Source organism: Streptomyces sp. GS7, assembly GCF_009834125.1.
Lineage (GTDB): Bacteria > Actinomycetota > Actinomycetes > Streptomycetales > Streptomycetaceae > Streptomyces.
The window spans coordinates 2,196,831-2,215,431 of the sequence record NZ_CP047146.1 but is presented as its reverse complement, the minus strand read 5'-3'; the positions used below and the strand labels follow the sequence as shown (position 1 = coordinate 2,215,431).

Genomic DNA, 18,601 nt, shown 5'->3' with positions numbered 1-18,601 from the left:
GCGGCTCAGTAGTGGTGGTGCTGCTCGCCGTACCCCTGCTGAGGGGGCGGGTACGGCGGCTGTTCCACGGCAGGTTGGGGATCGCGCTGCTGCGGCATCCAGACCCCGTCGTGCGGCGCCTCGCCGTACCCCTGGCCGGGGGTGCCCAGCGGCTGGCCCAGGGCGTCGTAGTGCTGGCCGTCGTAGTGCTGGGCGGCATAGGGAGCCTCGCCGAAGGGGCTGGGCTCCTCGTAGGGGTCGTAGTGCGCGGAGTACTGCTGGGTGCCGATGTACGGGTCCGAGTAGGGCGCCTGCCGGCTCTGGTGCAGACCGTCGTCATAGGCCGGGTAGGGGTCGGCATAGGCGTCCTGGCCGGCGGCGGGCGAGCCGTAACCGCCGCCGTAGGCATAGCCGTTGCCGTCGCTGTCGTGGGCGGCGTTGCCGAAGAGGTCGTACGACGGCGAGGGGGCCGGGGCGGGCGCCTGGGCGGCGCGGGCGTCGAGGCTGTAGATGCCGTAGGTACCGGTCTCGTCGGGCAGCGGCTGCGGCGCGTAGACGTTGGCGTCGGCCTGGGCGTAGACGGTGGCGGCATCCGGCCCCGGATACGGCATGGCGTACTGCTCGCCGTACGCGGAGCCGTCCTGGCCGGGGAGGGGCTGCGCGGCATAGCCGGCCGGGTCCGGTGCTGCCCCGTAGGGGTCCTGGCCCTCGAAGCCGCCGGTGCCGTAGCCGCTCCCGGCCGCGTACAGCTCCTCGGCGGTGCCCTGGCCGGCGGCGTCGACGAGCGCGGTGTCGCTGAGCACCGTGTCGCTGAACGCGGTGTCGCTGAACGCGGTGTCGGCGGGCGGGATGTCGGCGGGCGCGGCGTCGGCGGGCGGGACCGCCTCCACGTCGGAGACCTGCAGGGACGGTTCGGCGGCGCGCCCGCCGGACGGACGGGCCCGGCGCCGGCGGTTCTCCCTGGGCCTGCCGCCGATCGCCCAGCCGGCGGTGAAGCCGCGGCGGAAGGAGAGCGTCACATAGGTCTGCCCGACCGCGAAGGCGACGGCGCCCACGCCGATCACGACCACCGACGGGATGAGGACGCCGGCCACCACCCCGAGGAATCCGGTCAGGGCCAGCAACCGCCAGCGCAGCCGGGCCTTGTGCTGGAAGAGCACCTCACCGAGCAGCCACAGGGCGACCAGGGCGAACGCGATGTAGAGGATCATCCAGCCCATATGCGCCCCTCTTCCGCCGGAGTCCGGCCACCATGGTCAGGGCCGCTGGTGCAGCCCCAGATTCTCGTAGATTTCCAGGGTCGCCGTGGAGTGGTTCAGGGTAATGAAGTGCAACCCGGGAACGTCCTCGGCCATCAAGCGCGCACACAGTTCCGTCGCGTACTCGATGCCAATGGAGCGTACCGCCGCCGGGTCGTCCTTGACGGCGAGGATGCGCGCCGCGAGCTCGGGCGGGAACGCGGCGTTGCTGAGCTGCGCGAACCGCTCGATCTGCCGCACGTTCGTCACCGGCATGATCTCCGGAATGATCGGCGTCGAGCAACCGGCGGCACCGACCCGGTCGCGCAGCCGGAGGTAGTCCTCCGGGTAGAAGAACATCTGGGTGATCGCGAAGTCGGCGCCCGCGCGGCACTTGGCGACGAAGTGCGCCACGTCCGTGTCCCAGTCCGTCGAGCGCGGGTGCATCTCGGGGAAGGCGGCCACGCCGACGCAGAAGTCGCCGGACTCCTTGATCAGCCGGACCAGTTCGGCGGCGTAGGAGACGCCCTCGGGGTGCTTGATCCACTCGCCCATGGGGTCGCCGGGCGGATCGCCGCGCAGCGCGAGCATGTTGCGGATCCCGGCGTCGGCGTACTGACCGATGATGTTGCGCAGATCGGCCAGGGAGTGGTTCACCGCGGTCAGATGGGCGACCGGGGTGAGGGTGGTGTCGGTGGCGATGCGCTCGGTGGCGCGCACCGTGCCGTCACGGGAGGTGCCGCCGGCGCCGTACGTCACCGACACGAAGGTCGGGGCGACGGCCTCGATCCGGCGAATGGCGTTCCACAGGGTCCGCTCGCCCTTCTCCGTCTTCGGTGCGGCGAACTCGAACGAATAAGACCGCTTGCCGGAAGCGAGCAGTTCGCGCACGGTCCGGGCGTGATCAGTCCTGGTGGAAGCTGTTCCTAGGGCCATACCGGCAGGTTAACCACACCCCGGACGGACACCAACCGCCATCGACGTAATGCCGGGTTCGTCCGGTTGCTGTCCACTACGTGGACATCCCGCGGCAACCCGATGGCCCCCGGTGGCTCGGGTCACTCGCCCCAGGTGCGGATCCGCTTGGCCAGGCCCGCCGCGGCGGCGCCCGGGTCGTCCGCCTCCGTGACGGCACGGACCACGACCACCCGTCGGGCGCCGGCCGCCAGCACCTCGTCGAGATTGCCGGCGTCGATCCCGCCGATCGCGAACCAGGGGCGCTCGGGTGCGCGCGCGGCGGCGTACCGGACCAGGTCCAGGCCGGGGGCGTGCCGTCCGGGCTTGGTCGGCGTCGGCCAGCAGGGGCCGGTGCAGAAGTAGTCCACGCCGGGCTCCGCGAGCGCGGCGTCCACCTCGGCCTCGGCGTGCGTGGAGCGGCCTATGAGGACGTCCTGGCCGAGGATCGCGCGGGCGGCCGGGACCGGGAGGTCGCCCTGTCCCAGGTGCAGCACGTCGGCGCCCGCGGCATGGGCGACGTCCGCGCGGTCGTTGACCGCCAGCAGCTTGCCGTGCCGCCGGCAGGCGTCCGCGAAGACCTCCAGGTGGCGCAGCTCCTCGCCGGCCTCCATGCCCTTGTCGCGCAGCTGGACGATGTCCACCCCCGAGGCCAGCACCGCGTCCAGGAACTGCGGGAGGTCGCCCTGGCGGGTGCGCGCGTCCGTGCACAGATACAGCCGGGCGTCGGACAGGGCCTGTCGTGCGGTGGTCATCGGGCGGCTTTCTCCCCTGGTCGGCGGCGTACGGGCCGGAGCCCGGCCCGTACGCCGCTCGGATGCGGTTGGCTGGTGCGGTTGCCTGAGGCGCGCGGTGCGCGTCAGACGGCGAGCGCCTGTGCCCGGCGCTTCACCTCCGTGCCGCGATTCTCGCGCAGCGCCTGCGCCGGGGTGCCCGGCAGGGTGTCATCGGCGGTGAAGAGCCACTCCAGCATCTCGTCGTCGGCGAAGCCGTCGTCCCGGAGCAGCGTCAGCGTCCCGACGAGCCCCTTGACGACCTTGCCGTCCTTGATGAATTCGGCGGGCACCTGTAGCACCCTGTTCTCGCCACGGCGCACCGCGATCAGCTGGCCCTCCTTGACCAGCTGCCGGACGCGGGTCACCTCGACGCCGAGCTCTTCGGCGATGTCGGGGAGGGTGAGCCAGGCGGGGACGAGTCCATCGATGTTTGCGTCAATCTCGGTCACAGGACAAGCGTGCCACCTCCCACTGACAGCCGGTAGCCGGGCCTCGCCATCAGGGGCCCGGGGCACACCGGCGGGTGACCGGCCGGCCCGGGACCTGCCCGACCGGTCAGAGGCGGACGGACGGGCCCTACCGCACCGCTGACTTGAGGGGTACGGACGCGTCCGCCGCCCGCTCCCGGTCGAGCACCGCGCCCCGCTCGATGAGCTTGCGCCCCTGGGCCAGGTCCCGCGGGCGGCCGACGGCCAGCAACGCCACCAGCCGCCCGCCCCGCAACCAGATCACCGACCAGGCGGCGCCGGCCGGATCGCCGCGCCACACCAGCTCGTCAGCGTCCACGTGGTGGCCCGCGTACTGCACGAACCGCCCGAACTGCTCGGACCAGAAGTACGGGACCGGGTCGTAGACCACGCCCTCCGCCTCTCCCAGGGCGATGTTCTCGGCGACCGTGCGGGGCCCCTGGAGGGCGTTGTCCCAGTGGTGGACCAGCAGCCGGGTGCCGTAGCGGGCCGACGGGAAGGAGGCGCAGTCGCCGACCGCGTACACGTCGGGGACGGAGGTGCGCAGCTGCTCGTCGGCGAGGACGGAGCCGTCCGCGGGCGACAGGGCGACGCCGGAACCGGCCAGCCAGGCGGTGGCGGGGCGGGCGCCGATCCCGATGACGACGGCGTCGGCGGGCAGCACCGTGCCGTCCTCAAGGGCCACCTCGCCGGGGGCGACGGACGCGACCCGCGCGCCGGTGCGCAGCTCGGCCCCGGCGTCCGCGTACCAGTCGGTCATGTACGCGGCGACCTCGGCGGGCAGCGCGCCCGCCAGCGGGCGGTCGGCGGCCTCGACGACGGTGACCTCGCAGCCCGCCTCACGGGCCGCGGTGGCGAACTCGGCGCCGATCCAGCCCGCCCCGACGACCACGATCCGGTGCTGGGCGGCGAGCACCGGCCGCAGCCGCTCGGCGTCGTCCAGGGTGCGCAGCAGGTGGACGCCGGGCAGGCCCTCGCTGCCGGGCAGCGTGATCGGCTCGGCGCCGGTCGCGATCACCGCGTAGTCGTACGGGACCGGCCCCTCGGCGGTGTCGACCTCGTGGGCGTCCGGGCGCAGCGCGCGGACCGGGCTGCTGAGGTGGAGGTCGATGCCGAGGGCGGCGAAGTCGACGTCGAAGGCGGAGCCGTCGGCCTTGCCGAGGAGCACCGCCTTGGACAGCGGCGGACGGTCGTAGGGCTGGTGGGGCTCGTCGCCGAGGAGCGTGATCGCGCCGCGCCAGCCTTGTTCGCGCAGGGCTACGGCGGTCTGCACACCCGCGATTCCCGCACCGGCGATCACCACGCGCGGCGTGCGGTCAGGGGCCTGGGGAGACTTGCTCTGCTCGCTCACCCGATCACTCTAGGACGGCGGATGACGCGGCTCGCAGCAGCGCGCAAGGAGATCTCTGGCACAGCGTCACGGACGGTCACGCCGGAACCCGCCCCCCGCGGCGGCGCCCGGCGGCGGCCCGCGGCAGACCAGGACGCTCCCTTACGGGGCATCGCGACCCGTACTAGGGTGGCGGCTACACGCACTCGCGGGAGCCCGGACGGACCGGGCTGAGAGGGAGGCTGGCCGGCCTCCGACCGTACGAACCTGATCCGGGTCATGCCGGCGAAGGGAGGGGCTGGACGCCCATGCATCCATCCGCCACACCACCGAAACCGCCCGCGGCACCTGCCGGGCACCCCGACGTCCTGGTCATCGGGGGCGGCATCATCGGGCTGGTCACCGCCTGGCGGGCGGCCGGCCGCGGTCTGCGCGTCGCGGTGGCCGACCCCGCGCCCGGCGGCGGCACGGCCCGCGTCGCGGGCGGCATGCTCGCCGCGGTCACCGAGCTGCACTACGGCGAGCAGACCCTGCTGGGCCTCAACCTCGCCTCGGCGCAGCGCTATCCGCGTTTCACGGAGGAGCTGGAGGAGGCCGCCGGGCAGCGGATCGGCTACCGGCGCTGCGGCACCGTCGTCGTCGCCCTGGACACCGACGACCGCGCCCACCTGCGCGAACTGCACGCCCTCCAGACCCGTTCGGGACTGGACTCGCAGTGGCTGACGGGGCGCGAGTGCCGCCGTCTGGAGCCGATGCTCGCCCCCGGGGTGCGCGGCGGCCTCAGGGTGGACGGCGACCACCAGGTCGATCCGCGGCGGCTGGTGAGCGCGCTGATGGCCGCCTGCGAGCGCGCCGGAGTGGTCTTCCACCGCGACCGGGCGGTGCGGCTGACGACGGGCGACGGACGGGCCTCGGGGGCCGAACTCGCCGACGGGACACGGCTGTCGGCCGGCCAGGTCGTCCTGGCCGCGGGCAGCCACAGCGGCCGGCTCGCCGGCGTCCCCGCGTCCGTCCTGCCGCCGGTGCGGCCGGTCAAGGGGCAGGTACTGCGGCTGCGGATGCCGGACGCGCTCCCGGGTGGCGCGGCGTTCCTGGCACGCACCGTACGGGCCGTCGTACGGGGCAACCCCGTCTACCTGGTGCCGCGGGAGAGCGGGGAACTGGTCCTCGGCGCCACCAGCGAGGAACTCGGCTGGGACACCACCGTCACCGCGGGCGGGGTCTACGAGCTGCTGCGGGACGCCCATGAACTGGTGCCCGGGATCACCGAACTGCCGCTGATCGAGAGCTGCGCCGGGCTGCGCCCCACCTCCCCCGACAACGCGCCGCTGCTCGGGCCGACCGAGCTGCCCGGCCTCCACCTGGCCACCGGCCACTTCCGCAACGGCGTGCTGCTGACGCCGGTCACCGGTGAGGCGATGGCCGAGGTCCTGGCCACCGGGAGCCTCCCGGACGTGGCCCGCCCCTTCTCCCCCGCGCGCTTTCGCCCTACCGCCGAGGGCCCCGAGCGCCCCCGCGCCCTTGAGGAGCAGCCCGTATGACTGCCGCCGGTGCCCCTGGCACACCCGACAGCCCGGACACCCGCCACGTCCCCGATGCCGCCACCGTGTCCGTGTCCGTCAACGGGGAGGTCCGCCGGATTCCCGGCGGGCTGACCCTCGACCGGCTGGTCGCGACGCTCTCCCGGGCCACCGGCGGAGTGGCCGCCGCGGTCAACGAGACCGTGGTGCCGCGCGACCGGTGGGCCGGCACCGCGCTCGGTGACGGCGACCGCGTCGAAGTCCTCACCGCCGTCCAGGGAGGCTGACCGTGGCCGACGACACCCTCACCATCGCCGGCACCGCCTTCCAGTCGCGCCTGATCATGGGCACCGGCGGAGCGCCCAGCCTCGACGTCCTGGAGCGCGCGCTGCTCGCCTCCGGTACGGAGCTGACCACGGTCGCCATGCGGCGGCTGGACCCGACCGTGCAGGGCTCGGTGCTGTCCGTACTGGAGCGGCACCGGATCCGGGTGCTGCCGAACACCGCGGGCTGCTTCACCGCGGGCGAGGCGGTGCTCACCGCGCGGCTGGCCCGGGAGGCGCTGGGCACCGACTGGGTCAAACTCGAAGTCGTCGCGGACGAACGCACCTTGCTGCCCGACCCGGTCGAGCTGCTGGACGCCGCCGAGATCCTCGTGGACGACGGCTTCACCGTGCTGCCCTACACCAACGACGACCCGGTGCTCGCCCGCAAACTGGAGGACGTCGGGTGCGCGGCGATCATGCCGCTCGGTTCGCCGATCGGCTCCGGGCTCGGCATCCGCAATCCGCACAACTTCCAGCTGATCACCGAACGGGCCGGCGTACCGGTCATCCTGGACGCCGGCGCGGGCACCGCCTCGGACGCCGCGCTGGCCATGGAGCTGGGCTGCGCGGCGGTGATGCTGGCGTCCGCGGTGACCCGTGCGCAGGAGCCGGAGCTGATGGCGGCGGCGATGCGGCACGCGGTCGAGGCCGGCCGGCTGGCGCACCGCGCGGGCCGGATCCCGCGCCGCCACTTCGCCCACGCCTCCTCGCCCACGGACGGCGTGGCGGAGCTGGACCCGGAGCGGCCGGCGTTCTGACCAGCGGCCGCGCTGCTCAGGGGACCGGGTGGGCCGCCCCCGCCCGGTCCGCGAACTCCCGCGGGGCGGCCGTGATCACCTGGTCCAGCAGGTCCCGGGAGGCCAGCAGGGCCTCGATGGACCCGGTGATCCGGTCGCGCTCCCGGTGGAGCTCGCCGACGAGGTCGGGGCAGGTCGGCACCAGCCGGCCGTCGCCCTCGTCGCGCAGGCAGGGCAGCACCTGCGCGATCGTCGCGGTGTTCAGTCCCGAGGTGAGCAGCGTGCGGATACGGCGGACCTGCGCCACGTCGGACTCCCGGTAGACGCGGTAGCCGCTGGGCAGCCGGTCGGGGCTGAGCAGGCCCTGCTCCTCGTAGTAGCGCAGCAGCCGCTCGGGGGTGGCCGTCCGCCGGGCCAGCTCACCGATCCGCAGCGTCGCCATCCGGCGTCCCCCTTCGTCCCGTTCCGTCGCGTGTGAACGCGTTCGAGCGCTTCTTCTCGCGGTGCGTTGCCACCGCCCTCCTGGAGAGCAGACGGTGCCCCGCGCCCGTTTATTCCGGTCGTCCCCGCCGTTCCGGCCGGGCCTGCCCGCACCGCCGGCCCGGCCGCCGCTCCGCCGAGGTGCGCCGGGGCGGCGGCCGGGGCGTTCGCGGTGTCCGTGCTTGCTCGTAGACTCGTCTGCCGTGGATACGACGCTTCAGGACCCTTCCCCGGCCTACGGCGGGGGAGACCCCGTGGTGGGCCAGCTGCTCGACGGCCGCTATCGCGTCCAGGCGCGCATCGCCGCCGGGGGGATGGCGACCGTCTACCGGGCCGTGGACACCCGGCTCGACCGCGTGCTGGCGCTGAAGGTGATGCACCCGAGCCTGGCCGTGGACGGGGCGTTCGTCGACCGCTTCATCCGGGAGGCCAAGTCCGTCGCCCGGCTGTCGCACCCGAACGTGGTGGGCGTCTTCGACCAGGGCACCGACGGGACGTACGTCTACCTGGCGATGGAGTACGTCGCCGGCTGCACCCTGCGCGACGTGCTGCGCGAGCGCGGCGCCCTCCAGCCGCGGGCCGCGCTGGACATCCTGGAGCCGATCCTCGCCGCCCTGGGCGCCGCGCACCGCGCCGGCCTGGTGCACCGCGACATGAAGCCGGAGAACGTGCTCATCGGCGACGACGGCCGGGTCAAGGTCGCCGACTTCGGCCTGGTCCGCGCGGTCGACACGCACACCACCGCCTCCACGGGCTCGGTCCTGGGGACGGTCTCGTATCTCGCCCCCGAGCAGATGGAGCACGGCACCGCGGACGAGCGGGTGGATGTCTACGCCTGCGGTGTGGTGCTCTACGAGATGCTCACCGGCAGCAAGCCCCACACGGGCGGCTCCGCGGCGCAGATCCTCTACAGCCATCTGCACGACGACATCACCCCGCCCTCCGAGCTGGTGCCCGGTCTGGCACCCGAGCTGGACGAGCTGGTCGCGCTGGCCGCCGCCCGCGAGCCGCAGGACCGCCCGCAGGACGCTGTGGCGCTGCTGTCCCGGTCGCGGTCGGCCCGCTCCCGGCTGACCGACGAGCAGCTGGATCTCGTACCGCCGCAGGCCAGGGACGTGCCCGCGGGCGGCGGCGACTCCGAGCCCACGAACGTGATACCGCGCCCCGCGGGTGTGCAGCTGGCGCTGCCCGCCGAGGGGGAGGCGGAGCTGAACCGCACCAGCCGGCTGGAGATGCCGCCGCCGGACGCGGCGCCGCCCGCCGAGCGGACCACGCGGCTGCGCCCGCCGCCGCCCGCGCCGGCCCCGCGCACCGACCGGCCCCAGCGGCGGCGGATCCTCACGGTGCTCGCGGCCGTGCTGCTGGTCCTCGGCGTGGGCACGGGTGTCTGGTACATCAACTCCGGCCAGTTCACGACCGTTCCGGCGGTGCTGGACATGCCGCAGGCCAAGGCCGAGCAGACGCTCCGCGACGAGGGCCTGCGGGTGAAGGTGGTGCGCGGCTTCAGCCCGAACGTGCAGCGCGGCCACGTCATGGCCACGGACCCGGCGACCGGCCGGCGGATCCGCGGTACCGGCACGGTCACCGTCACCGTCTCCCGGGGCCCCGACAGCGTCGCGATCCCCGATCTGGCCGGCACCCCGGTCGCCGACGCCAAGCGCAAGCTGCGCGACCTCGGCCTGGTGCCGGGCACGGAGACGCGGGAGTTCAGCGACGAGGTCGCCAAGGGGTCGGTGATCCGCACGGACCCGGCGGCGGGCAGCCGGCGGCGCCCCGACACGGCCGTGGGGATCACGATCAGCCGGGGCTCGCCGGTGGACGTGCCCAAGGTGATCGGCAGCGCGCAGGCGGACGCCGAGGCGGCGCTGCAACAGGCCGGTTTCCGGGTGAAGATCGCCGACCAGCCGGTCTTCTCGCCGCAGGACCAGGGCACCGTCGCCCAGCAGTCGCCCGGCGCGGGAGCCACCCTGGGCAAGGGCGAGACGGTCACCCTCACCCTCTCCAAGGGGCCGGAGATGATCGCCGTTCCGGACGTCGGCGGCAAGAACACCGCGGACGCCACCCGGCAGCTGACCGCCCTCGGCTTCAAGGTCGAGGTGCACAAGCCGCTGCTGTTCCCGCAGGACAGCGTCGACTCGCAGTCGGTCGCCCCCGGGGACAAGGCGCCCAAGGGCAGCACGATCACGATCCGGCTCAAGGGCGCGCTGTAGCGGCCGGCCGCCGGACCGGGTGCCCCGCGGACGCCCGCGGGGCACCTGGCACCCTGGGAGGGTGAGTACTCCCCTGTCCCCCGAGGCCGCCGCCGGGCGCGCCCGCGCACGCAATCCGGTCGGCGGCCATGTGCCGGTGGCCGGCGGCCTGGCCAAGGTCGGCCTTCCGTACGCCCGTCAGATGGGCGGCGAGACCGTCCAGGTCTTCGTCGCCAACCCGCGCGGCTGGGCGACGCCGCCCGGCAGCCCCGAGCAGGACGAGGCGTTCCGCGCCGGCTGCGACCGGGAGGGGATTCCGGCGTACGTCCATGCGCCGTATCTGATCAACTTCGGCTCGCACACCGAGGCGACGGTCGACAAGTCCGTGGCGTCGCTGCGGCATTCGCTGCGCCGCGGCCGGGAGATCGGTGCGCTCGGCGTGGTCGTGCACACCGGCTCGGCGACCGGCGGCCGGCCGCGCGAGACGGCGCTGGCGCAGGTACGGGAGCGGATGCGGCCCCTGCTGGACGAGCTGACGCACGACGACGACCCCTGGCTGCTGCTGGAGCCGACGGCCGGTCAGGGCGCCTCGCTGTGCGCGCTGGCCGAGGACCTCGGCCCGTACTTCGACGCGCTGGACCGGCATCCGCGGCTCGGCGTCTGCCTCGACACCTGCCACGCCTTCGCGGCCGGGCACGACATGGCGGCCCCGGGCGGGATGAAGGCGCTGCTGGACGAGCTGGTCCAGGTCACCGGCGAGGGCCGACTGAGGCTGATCCACGCCAACGACTCCAAGGACGTGGTCGGCGCCCACAAGGACCGGCACGCCAACATCGGCGCCGGCCACATCGGCGCGGAGCCGTTCGCCGAGCTGTTCGGCCACCCCGCGACCAGCGGCGTCCCCCTGGTGATCGAGACCCCGGGCGGTCCGGAGGGGCATGCCGCGGACGTGGCCCGCCTCAAAGAGCTGCGCGGGCGCTGACCCGCCGCCCGGTCCGCGCCGGCGCGGACCGGGCCCGGGGCCCGGGGCTCAGACCTCCGGGCCCTCGCCCGGCTCCTCCTGGTACGAGTAGCGCTGCTCCCGCCACGGGTCGCCCAGGTTGTGGTAGCCGCGCTCCTCCCAGAAGCCGCGGCGGTCCGCCGTCATGTACTCGATGCCGCGGACCCACTTGGGGCCCTTCCAGGCGTACAGGTGCGGCACGATCAGCCGGACCGGGAAGCCGTGTTCGGCGGTGAGCAGCTCCCCGGAGCGGTGGGTGGCGAAGATGCAGTCGTCCGCGGCGAAGTCCGCCAGCCGCAGGTTCGAGCTGAAGCCGTACTCGGCCCACACCATCACATGGGTGACGTCGGGCGCGGGCGGCGCCAGCTCCAGGATCGTGCGGGTCAGCACCCCGCCCCACTCGGCGCCCAGCATGCTGAACTTCGTCACGCAGTGCATGTCGGCGACGACGGTGGTGTACGGCAGCGCCGTGAACTCCTCGTGGGTCCAGCAGTGCTTGGCGCCGTCCGCGGTGGCGCCGAAGGCCCGGAACTCCCAGCGTTCGGGGCGGAACTTCGGGACCGGCCCGTAGTGCGTCACCGGCCACCCCCGCTGCAGCCGCTGCCCCGGAGGGAGCACAGGCTCCTCTTCGTGGCGTTCCGGCTGACCCATGCCCCCATGGTGTCAGACCCTGGAGGGTGCCGATGACCAGGAGGGACAGATTCGGGCATCTCCTACTAAGCGTGAACTTACTGGACTCTCCGCTCCGCGCGGTGCGAGGATGCGCGGCACCTTCCCAGTTCCCGCGCGAAAGGGGCCCGCAGCCATGCAGGGCGACCCCGAGGTCATCGAATTCCTCAACGAGCAGCTGACCGCCGAGCTGACCGCGATCAACCAGTACTTCCTGCACTCCAAGATGCAGGAGAACTTCGGCTGGCCCAAGCTCGCGAAGTACACCCGCACCGAGTCCTTCGACGAGATGAAGCACGCGGAGATCCTGACCGACCGGATCCTCTTCCTCGAAGGGCTGCCCAACTACCAGCGGCTGTTCCACGTGCGCGTCGGCCAGACCGTCACCGAGATGTTCCAGGCGGACCGGCAGGTCGAGGTCGAGGCCATCGACCGCCTCAAGCGCGGGATCGAGATCATGCGCGCCAAGGGCGACATCACCTCGGCGAACATCTTCGAGGACATCCTCGCCGACGAGGAGCACCACATCGACTACCTCGACACCCAGCTGGAGCTGGTCGAGAAGCTCGGGGAAGCGCTCTACATCTCCCAGCTGATCGAGCAGCCGAGCTGAGGCCCCGGCGCCATGCGCACCGGCCGGCCGACGCTGAGGGCTACGCGACCGCCCGGAGGTCCCCGGGCACCGGTGCGCCCGCCGCCGCGGCCGGCGGCGCACTCGCCGCGAGCAGCACGTCGGGCGCCTGACGCGGCGGCCCGGACTCCGCACGCGGCGCGTCGGGCGCCGAACCCAGCGGCTCGGGCTCCGCTCCCAGCGCGTCGGGGGCGCCGTTGTCGATCAGCTCGCGCCGGGGGCACGCACCGCGGCCCAGCAGCGACTGGATACGGCGTACGCAGCTGCCGCAGTCGGTGCCGGCCTTGCAGGCGGAGGCGACCTGGCGGGGCGTGCAGGCGCCCCGCTCCGCGTGTTCGCGGACCTGCTGCTCGGTAATGCCGAAGCAAGAGCAGACGTACACGCGGTGTCACCTCCGTAAGGGCGGCTCACCCGATCCAGCCGATCTTGAGTGAGGTTACCCTTACCTTACCTGCGACCGCGCGGGCTGGACAACGCGGCACAACGCAGTGGGGCGCGGATCACAGGATCCGCGCCCCACTTCCGTACGTCACGCCCTACTGGTCGCGGTACATCTCCGCCACCAGGAACGCCAGGTCCAGCGACTGGCTGCGGTTGAGCCGCGGGTCGCAGGCCGTCTCGTAGCGCTGGTGCAGGTCGTCGACGAAGATCTCGTCGCCGCCGCCCACGCACTCGGTGACGTCGTCGCCGGTCAGCTCGACGTGGATGCCGCCCGGGTGCGTGCCGAGGCTCTTGTGGACCTCGAAGAAGCCCTTGACCTCGTCCAGCACGTCGTCGAAGCGGCGGGTCTTGTGGCCCGAGGCCGCCTCGAAGGTGTTGCCGTGCATCGGGTCGCAGATCCACACGACCTGCGCGCCGGACGCGGTGACCTTCTCCACCAGGTCGGGCAGCTTGTCGCGGATCTTGTCCGCGCCCATCCGCGTGATGAAGGTGAGCCGGCCGGGCTCACGGTGCGGGTCGAGCCGGTCGATGAGGGTGAGCGCGTCCTGCGGGGTCGTCGTCGGGCCGAGCTTCACGCCGATCGGGTTGCTGATCCGGGACGCGAACTCGATGTGCGCGCCGTCCAGTTGGCGGGTGCGCTCGCCGATCCAGACCATGTGGCCGGAGACGTCGTAGAGGTTGCCGGTCCGCGAGTCGACGCGGGTCAGCGCCGACTCGTAGTCCAGGATCAGCGCCTCGTGCGACGAGTAGAACTCGACGGTCCGGAACTCCTCCGGGTCCGCCCCGCAGGCGTTCATGAAGTTCATCGCCCGGTCGATCTCGCGGGCCAGCGCCTCGTAGCGCTGCCCGGAGGGCGAGGACTTCACGAAGTCCTGGTTCCAGGCGTGCACCTGGCGCAGGTCGGCGTAGCCGCCGGTGGTGAAGGCGCGGACGAGGTTCAGCGTCGCCGCGGAGGCGTGGTACATCCGCTGGAGCCGCCGCGGGTCCGGGATGCGGGCCTCGGAGGTGAACTCGAAGCCGTTGACGGAGTCGCCGCGGTAGGTCGGCAGGGTCACGCCGTCGCGGGTCTCGGTCGGCTTGGAGCGCGGCTTGCTGTACTGGCCGGCGATCCGGCCGACCTTGACCACCGGGACGGACCCGGCGTAGGTCAGCACGGCGCCCATCTGGAGGAGCGTCTTGAGCTTGTTGCGGATGTGCTCGGCGGAGACGGCGTCGAACGCCTCCGCGCAGTCGCCGCCCTGGAGGAGGAACGCCTCACCCCGGGCGACCGCTCCCAGGCGCTCGCGCAGCTGGTCGCACTCGCCCGCGAAGACGAGCGGCGGATAGGACTCGAGCTCCGCGATCACATCGCGCAGAGCCTCTTGGTCCGGCCAGTCGGGCTGCTGCGCCGCGGGCAGGTCTCGCCAGGTGTTGCCACCGGCGTGGGTTTCAGCGTTCACGGTCACATCCCCCACATTACGGGGTCCCGCAGGGGTGTCCGTCCGGCATCCGGACTGTGAGACACCGTGTCCGGGAAGTTCCGGTAGGGTTCCCGGCATGTGCACGCGACCGGCGATGAACCAGGACTGGTGGTGGACCGCTCATCCGGCGGCCCACTGATTCGCGCGCACATCCACTGATTTCGCGAAGGCCGCCCGAGGGGCGGCCTTCGGTGTTCCCACGGCCGTTCCCTCCGTACCGGAAGCTCCCCCGGAAGGAACCGCCATGCATCCCGAGCCCCAGATCCGGCCCGATGCCGCCGCGCTGGTCCAGCGGCTGCTGGACCCCGCCTGCCCGCCGTTCGCCCTCCTGCGCCGCCTCGCCCCCGGGCGGGACGGCAGCGTCGTCGAGGCGCTGATCGGCGAGGTGACCGAGGTCGAGCGGCTGGCCGACATCCCGCTGGGCGAGGGGGTGCCGGACGCGCCGGTGACCGACGCGCTGGCGCTGGTCCCGTTCCGGCAGATCCGCGAGCGCGGCTTCGGGGCGCACGACGACGGCACCCCGCTGGCCGTGCTGCGCCCCGCCGAGTGCCACGAGCTGCCGCTGGAGGAGCTGCTGGCGGCGCTCCCGACGCACGCCGTACGGGTCGAGGGCGGGGCGTTCGACGTGCCCGACGAGGCGTACGCGGAGATCGTCGAGCGGGTGGTGCGGGACGAGATCGGCACCGGCGAGGGCGCGAACTTCGTCATCCGCCGCACGTTCGAGGGCGAGATCCCGGACTTCTCGGCGGCGGACGCGCTGGCGCTGTTCCGGCGGCTGCTGGCCGGCGAGCGCGGGGCGTACTGGACGTTCGTGGTGCACCGGCCGGGGGTGCGCACCCTGGTCGGGGCCAGCCCCGAGGTGCACGTGCGGATGACCGGCTCGACGGTCGTGATGAACCCGATCAGCGGGACCTACCGCTACCCGGCGCAGGGGCCGACCCCGGAGAGCCTGCTGGCGTTCCTCGGCGACCGCAAGGAGGCCGAGGAGCTGTCGATGGTGGTGGACGAGGAACTGAAGATGATGTGCACCGTCGGCGACCGGGGCGGAGTGGTGGTCGGGCCCCGGCTCAAGGAGATGGCGCATCTCGCGCACACCGAGTACGAGCTGCGCGGGCGCTCCACCCTGGACGTGCGGGAGGTCCTCAAGGAGACGATGTTCGCGGCGACGGTCACCGGGTCTCCGGTGCAGAACGCCTGCCGGGTCATCGAGCGGCACGAGCCGGTGGGCCCCGACGGGCACGGCCGCGGCTACTACGCGGGCGCGCTGGCGCTCATCGGGCGCGCCCCCGGCGACGGCGGCGCGGGGAGCCGGACGCTGGACTCGCCGATCCTGATCCGGACCGCCGACATCACCGGGGGAGGCCGGCTGCGGGTGCCGGTCGGCGCCACCTTGGTGCGCGCCTCGGACCCGCACGCGGAGGTCGCCGAGACGCATGCGAAGGCGGCGGGCGTGCTCACCGCGCTGGGGGTGCGGCAGGCCCCGGCGCGCCCGGCGGACGGGGGCCGGCCGCCGCGGCTGGCCGACGACCCGCGGGTGCGGGCCGCGCTGGACGCCCGGCGCGCCGGGCTGGCGCCCTTCTGGCTACGGATGCGGCCCGCCGCGCCGACCGCCGAGCTGCGCGGCCACGCCCTGGTCGTCGACGCCGAGGACACCTTCACCGCGATGCTGGCGCACCTGCTGCGCACCTCGGGGCTGACGGTGACGGTGCGCCGCTACGACGAGCCGGGGCTGCGCGAGGCGGCCCTCGCCCACCGGGGCCCGGTCGTGCTGGGCCCGGGGCCGGGCGACCCGTCCGACGCCGCCGACCCCAAGATGCGCTTCCTGCGCGCGCTGGCCGCCGAGCTGCTCGCCGGACATCGTCACGGCCTCCTCGGTGTCTGCCTCGGCCACGAACTCATCGCCGCCGAGCTGGGGTTGGAGATCGTCCGCAAGGAAGTCCCCTTCCAGGGCGCACAGGAGCGGATCGACTTCTTCGGGCGGCCGGAGACGGTGGGCTTCTACAACACCTTCACGGCCCGCAGCGACGACCGTACGGCGGCCGAACTCGCCATGCACCGCGTGGAGTTGAGCCGGGACGAGGCGACCGGCGAGGTGCACGCGCTGCGCGGTCCGGGCTTCGCCGGGGTGCAGTTCCACCCCGAGTCGGTGCTGACCCTGGACGGCGCCTCGGTCACCGCGCAGCTGCTGGCAGCTGTCCTCGTGTGACCAGCATGTGCTCGCTGGTGCGGCCGGCCAGATGGTCCTCGACGTTGGCCACCGTGGTGGTGATGATCTGGCCGACCGCCTCTTCGGTGAAGTACGCCTGGTGCGAGGTGACCAGCACGTTCGCGAAGGTCATCAGGCGGGCGAGGATGTCGTCGTCCATGACGTCCAGGGACTTGTCGAAGAAGAAGAGCCCGGCCTCCTCCTCGTAGACGTCCAGGCCGACACCGGTGAGCCGGCCGGCCTTCAGCGTCTCTACCAGCGCCGCGGTGTCGACCAGCCCGCCCCGGCTGGAGTTGATCAGGATCGCGTCGTCCTTCATGGCGGCCAGCGCCGCCGCGTCGACGAGGTGCCGGGTGTCGCCGACCAGCGGGACGTGCAGGGTGATCAGGTCCGCCTCGGCGAACAGCCGCTCCCGGGGGACGTAGCGCATGCCGAGCGCCACGCACTCCGGGTTCTCGACGAGGTCGCAGCCGAGCAGGTTCATCCCGAAGCCGTGCGCGATCCGGGTGAACGCCTCGCCGATCCTGCCGGTGCCGACCACGCCCGCGGTACGGCCGCGCAGATCGCGCCCCATCAGGCCGTCCAGCCGGAAGTCGAAGTTCCGGGTGCGGTTGGCGGCCCGTACGAGCCGCCGGTTCACGGCCAGCGCCAGCGCCCAGGCGAATTCGGCGACCGCGTAGGGCGAATACGAGGAGACCCGGCCGATGGTCAGTCCCAGATCGGCCGCGGCCTCCAGATCGATGTTGTTGAAGCCCGTGGAGCGCTGGGCGACCATCTTCGTGCCGCCGGCCGCGAGGGTCTGCAGCACCTCGGCGCTCAGATCGTCGTTGACGCTGGTGCTGACGACCTCGTAGCCGTGGGCGATGGGGGCGGTGTCGCGGTTGAGGAAGACGTCCAGGCAGCGGACCTGGTGGTGACCGTCGAACGCCTTCTCCAGCAGTGACCGCTCGTCCGCCTGCACGCCGAATGCGACGATCTCCACGTTCCCTCCCGCCGGTGCGTGGTGTGCGGAAGCCAGTGCCCCGTAGAAGCAATGGGCCGGATATGTCGCACATGGCGAATATGTCGCGTATGGCGAATATACGGCCCCTCGCCCGACGGTGCCGCCCGGAGGGAGGACGGCCCGGCTCAGCCGAAGAACACCCCGGCCTCGGCGTACAGCGCCGGGTCGACCGTCTTCAGCCTGGCGGTGGCGTCCGAGAGCGGCACCCGGACGATGTCGGTGCCGCGCAGCGCGACCATCTTGCCGTAGTCGGCGTCCCGCACCGCGTCGATGGCGTGCAGCCCGAAGCGGGTGGCCAGCCAGCGGTCGAAGGCACTCGGGGTGCCGCCGCGCTGGGTGTGCCCGAGGACGGTGGTGCGCGCCTCCTTGCCGGTGCGCGCCTCGATCTCCTTGGCCAGCCACTCCCCCACGCCGGACAGCCGGACGTGCCCGAAGGAGTCGGTGCTGCCGTCCTTGAGGACCATGTCGCCGTCCTTGGGCATCGCGCCCTCGGCGACCACCACGATCGGGGCGTAGCTGGCCTTGAAGCGGGAGTCGATCCAGGCGCAGACCTGGCCGAGGTCGAAGCGCTGCTCCGGGATGAGGATGACGTTGGCGCCACCGGCCAGGCCGGAGTGCAGGGCGATCCAGCCGGCGTGCCGGCCCATCACCTCGACGACCAGGACCCGCATATGGGACTCGGCGGTGGTGTGCAGCCGGTCGATGGCCTCGGTGGCGACGCCGACGGCGGTGTCGAAGCCGAAGGTGTAGTCCGTGGCCGAGAGGTCGTTGTCGATGGTCTTGGGCACGCCGACGCAGGGGATGCCGTGCTCCTCGTAGAGCCGGGCGGCGACACCGAGGGTGTCCTCGCCGCCGATCGCGATCAGCGCCTCGGCCTCCTGCTTGGCCAGCGTCTCCCTGATCCGGCGGACGCCGTCCTCCTGCTTGAAGGGGTTGGTCCGCGACGAGCCGAGGATCGTGCCGCCCCGGGGCAGGATGCCGCGCACCGCCGGGATGTCCAGCGGGAGCGTGTTGCCCTCCAGCGGTCCGCGCCAGCCGTCCCGGAAGCCGACGAAGTCATATCCGTACTCCTGGGTGCCCTTGCGGACGATGCCCCTGATCACTGCGTTCAGACCCGGGCAGTCGCCGCCACCGGTCAGTACTCCGACCCGCATCGCTTCACCTACGTCCCGTCCATGGCCGCGCACGGCCGTCA

At 73.0% G+C, this 18,601-nt stretch carries 18 protein-coding genes and 1 riboswitch; of the genes, 7 read left to right on the top strand and 11 right to left on the bottom strand.

Annotated elements, in window-relative coordinates; translation table 11 throughout:
* Positions 1-5 precede the first annotated feature (5 nt).
* From GR130_RS09550 to GR130_RS09530, 5 genes are all read right to left on the bottom strand, one after another.
* On the bottom strand, positions 6-1,199 hold the full coding sequence (locus GR130_RS09550; protein WP_159504299.1) for a hypothetical protein: 1,194 nt from the start codon (positions 1,197-1,199) through the stop codon (positions 6-8).
* A 36-nt stretch (positions 1,200-1,235) separates the two neighbouring features.
* Positions 1,236-2,153, bottom strand: a complete 918-nt coding sequence (metF, locus tag GR130_RS09545) for a methylenetetrahydrofolate reductase [NAD(P)H] (protein ID WP_159504298.1) — start codon at positions 2,151-2,153, stop codon at positions 1,236-1,238.
* Between the two features lie 122 nt (positions 2,154-2,275).
* Positions 2,276-2,926 (bottom strand): thiamine phosphate synthase, encoded by a 651-nt coding sequence (gene thiE / locus GR130_RS09540; RefSeq protein WP_159504297.1) that lies wholly within the window; start codon positions 2,924-2,926, stop codon positions 2,276-2,278.
* A 104-nt stretch (positions 2,927-3,030) separates the two neighbouring features.
* Positions 3,031-3,396, bottom strand: coding sequence for an Rv2175c family DNA-binding protein (locus GR130_RS09535; RefSeq protein WP_159504296.1), 366 nt, complete (start codon positions 3,394-3,396; stop codon positions 3,031-3,033).
* Between the two features lie 127 nt (positions 3,397-3,523).
* Positions 3,524-4,765, bottom strand: a complete 1,242-nt coding sequence (locus tag GR130_RS09530; protein ID WP_159504295.1) for an NAD(P)/FAD-dependent oxidoreductase — start codon at positions 4,763-4,765, stop codon at positions 3,524-3,526.
* A 177-nt stretch (positions 4,766-4,942) separates the two neighbouring features.
* Positions 4,943-5,055: riboswitch (TPP riboswitch) on the top strand.
* On the opposite strand from GR130_RS09530, the gene thiO reads away from it, so the two are divergent.
* The 3 genes from thiO to GR130_RS09515 all read left to right on the top strand — a co-directional run bounded on the left by thiO (position 5,053) and on the right by GR130_RS09515 (position 7,348).
* The gene (gene thiO / locus GR130_RS09525) at positions 5,053-6,285 is read left to right on the top strand and encodes a glycine oxidase ThiO (RefSeq protein ID WP_159504294.1); all 1,233 of its coding nucleotides are present in this window, start codon (positions 5,053-5,055) and stop codon (positions 6,283-6,285) included. (Overlaps the previous riboswitch by 3 nt.)
* 65 nt (positions 6,286-6,350) lie before the next feature.
* Positions 6,351-6,551: a sulfur carrier protein ThiS gene (gene thiS, locus GR130_RS09520; protein WP_159509861.1), complete on the top strand. Its 201-nt coding sequence runs from the start codon at positions 6,351-6,353 to the stop codon at positions 6,549-6,551.
* A gap of 2 nt (positions 6,552-6,553) precedes the next feature.
* Positions 6,554-7,348, top strand: coding sequence for a thiazole synthase (locus GR130_RS09515; protein WP_159504293.1), 795 nt, complete (start codon positions 6,554-6,556; stop codon positions 7,346-7,348).
* Between the two features lie 16 nt (positions 7,349-7,364).
* Here GR130_RS09515 and GR130_RS09510 read toward each other — a convergent pair whose 3' ends face one another.
* Positions 7,365-7,760, bottom strand: a complete 396-nt coding sequence (locus tag GR130_RS09510) for a MerR family transcriptional regulator (RefSeq protein ID WP_159509860.1) — start codon at positions 7,758-7,760, stop codon at positions 7,365-7,367.
* A gap of 250 nt (positions 7,761-8,010) precedes the next feature.
* Here GR130_RS09510 and pknB point away from each other — a divergent pair, with 250 nt between their 5' ends.
* Together pknB and GR130_RS09500 are read left to right on the top strand one after the other, a co-directional pair.
* On the top strand, positions 8,011-10,017 hold the full coding sequence (gene pknB, locus GR130_RS09505) for a Stk1 family PASTA domain-containing Ser/Thr kinase (RefSeq protein ID WP_159504292.1): 2,007 nt from the start codon (positions 8,011-8,013) through the stop codon (positions 10,015-10,017).
* Between the two features lie 61 nt (positions 10,018-10,078).
* On the top strand, positions 10,079-10,978 hold the full coding sequence (locus GR130_RS09500; RefSeq protein ID WP_159504291.1) for a deoxyribonuclease IV: 900 nt from the start codon (positions 10,079-10,081) through the stop codon (positions 10,976-10,978).
* Between the two features lie 48 nt (positions 10,979-11,026).
* Here GR130_RS09500 and GR130_RS09495 read toward each other — a convergent pair whose 3' ends face one another.
* A complete protein-coding gene (locus tag GR130_RS09495) occupies positions 11,027-11,647 on the bottom strand; it encodes a sulfite oxidase-like oxidoreductase (protein ID WP_159504290.1) in 621 nt (206 codons plus the stop codon).
* Between the two features lie 154 nt (positions 11,648-11,801).
* Between GR130_RS09495 and bfr the strand changes: the two genes are divergently transcribed.
* Positions 11,802-12,278 (top strand): bacterioferritin, encoded by a 477-nt coding sequence (gene bfr / locus GR130_RS09490; RefSeq protein ID WP_159504289.1) that lies wholly within the window; start codon positions 11,802-11,804, stop codon positions 12,276-12,278.
* A gap of 40 nt (positions 12,279-12,318) precedes the next feature.
* Here bfr and GR130_RS09485 read toward each other — a convergent pair whose 3' ends face one another.
* Entirely contained in the window at positions 12,319-12,678 is a 360-nt protein-coding gene (locus GR130_RS09485) for a (2Fe-2S)-binding protein (RefSeq protein ID WP_159504288.1), read from the bottom strand.
* Positions 12,679-12,832: 154 nt separating this feature from the next.
* Positions 12,833-14,182, bottom strand: coding sequence for a class II 3-deoxy-7-phosphoheptulonate synthase (locus GR130_RS09480; RefSeq protein ID WP_159504287.1), 1,350 nt, complete (start codon positions 14,180-14,182; stop codon positions 12,833-12,835).
* A 259-nt stretch (positions 14,183-14,441) separates the two neighbouring features.
* On the opposite strand from GR130_RS09480, the gene GR130_RS09475 reads away from it, so the two are divergent.
* On the top strand, positions 14,442-16,403 hold the full coding sequence (locus GR130_RS09475; RefSeq protein ID WP_159504286.1) for an anthranilate synthase family protein: 1,962 nt from the start codon (positions 14,442-14,444) through the stop codon (positions 16,401-16,403).
* On the opposite strand, the gene GR130_RS09470 is transcribed toward GR130_RS09475, so the two are convergent.
* Entirely contained in the window at positions 16,369-17,385 is a 1,017-nt protein-coding gene (locus GR130_RS09470; RefSeq protein ID WP_159504285.1) for a 2-hydroxyacid dehydrogenase, read from the bottom strand. The genes GR130_RS09475 and GR130_RS09470 overlap by 35 nt on opposite strands.
* Positions 17,386-17,531: 146 nt before the next feature.
* The gene (locus tag GR130_RS09465) at positions 17,532-18,560 is read right to left on the bottom strand and encodes a 6-phosphofructokinase (RefSeq protein WP_159504284.1); all 1,029 of its coding nucleotides are present in this window, start codon (positions 18,558-18,560) and stop codon (positions 17,532-17,534) included.
* Positions 18,561-18,601: the final 41 nt, after the last annotated feature.

Coding starts and splice junctions, on each gene's coding strand:
- metF (WP_159504298.1), bottom strand. CDS start 2,153: ATGGCCCTAGGAACAGCTTCCACCAGGACTGATCACGCCCGGACCGTG.
- GR130_RS09550 (WP_159504299.1), bottom strand. CDS start 1,199: ATGGGCTGGATGATCCTCTACATCGCGTTCGCCCTGGTCGCCCTGTGG.
- thiO (WP_159504294.1), top strand. CDS start 5,053: ATGCATCCATCCGCCACACCACCGAAACCGCCCGCGGCACCTGCCGGG.
- thiE (WP_159504297.1), bottom strand. CDS start 2,926: ATGACCACCGCACGACAGGCCCTGTCCGACGCCCGGCTGTATCTGTGC.
- GR130_RS09465 (WP_159504284.1), bottom strand. CDS start 18,560: ATGCGGGTCGGAGTACTGACCGGTGGCGGCGACTGCCCGGGTCTGAAC.
- GR130_RS09495 (WP_159504290.1), bottom strand. CDS start 11,647: ATGGGTCAGCCGGAACGCCACGAAGAGGAGCCTGTGCTCCCTCCGGGG.
- GR130_RS09475 (WP_159504286.1), top strand. CDS start 14,442: ATGCATCCCGAGCCCCAGATCCGGCCCGATGCCGCCGCGCTGGTCCAG.
- bfr (WP_159504289.1), top strand. CDS start 11,802: ATGCAGGGCGACCCCGAGGTCATCGAATTCCTCAACGAGCAGCTGACC.